This window comes from Flavobacterium solisilvae (assembly GCF_012911605.1).
Taxonomy (GTDB): domain Bacteria; phylum Bacteroidota; class Bacteroidia; order Flavobacteriales; family Flavobacteriaceae; genus Flavobacterium; species Flavobacterium solisilvae.
Genome location: NZ_JAAMPT010000144.1, coordinates 1 through 482, shown reverse-complemented (window position 1 = coordinate 482; position 482 = coordinate 1). Strand labels below are relative to the sequence as shown.

The following is a 482-nucleotide window of genomic DNA, read 5'->3' as shown; positions in this document are numbered from 1 at the left end:
ATTTCCGGTTACTTGACTGTCTAAAACCAAAGTGTTGTTGACCGTCGTTTCGCCAAAATTCACACACGCAATGTTTGTCGATGCTACGATATTTGGTTCGGCTAGTTGTTCTACAATAACATCAAAACTATCGGTGATGTAACATCCTGTAAGGTTGTTTTCTATTCTAACCCAATACGTTCCAGTTTGTACTTGGTAATTTGCCAAGTCTTGGATAGGATTTAATCCTGCTTCGGCATCGGTTTGACTGTTGTAATAGAACGTTACCGTGTAATCGGTTGGACTTTGACCTGCGCCTAATACATCATCGATGTAGTCTGACAATGGATTGCCAAAATACAAAGTTTGTCCATCGTTTACACCATCAATATCATCACAACTCGCAAAATCTGCCAATTGGGTTGCCACAATTGGTTTTGGATTAACTTGTAAAATAAAGCTTCCTACTTCGCTTGGACATCTTGTTGTGGCAGCAGCATTGG

The 482-nt window shown here is 40.2% G+C and carries 1 protein-coding gene; it reads right to left on the bottom strand.

Annotated features, from left to right (window positions below):
- The coding region (locus G6042_RS00665) for a hypothetical protein (RefSeq protein WP_169522355.1) at window positions 1–482 on the bottom strand (482 nt) is incomplete at both ends.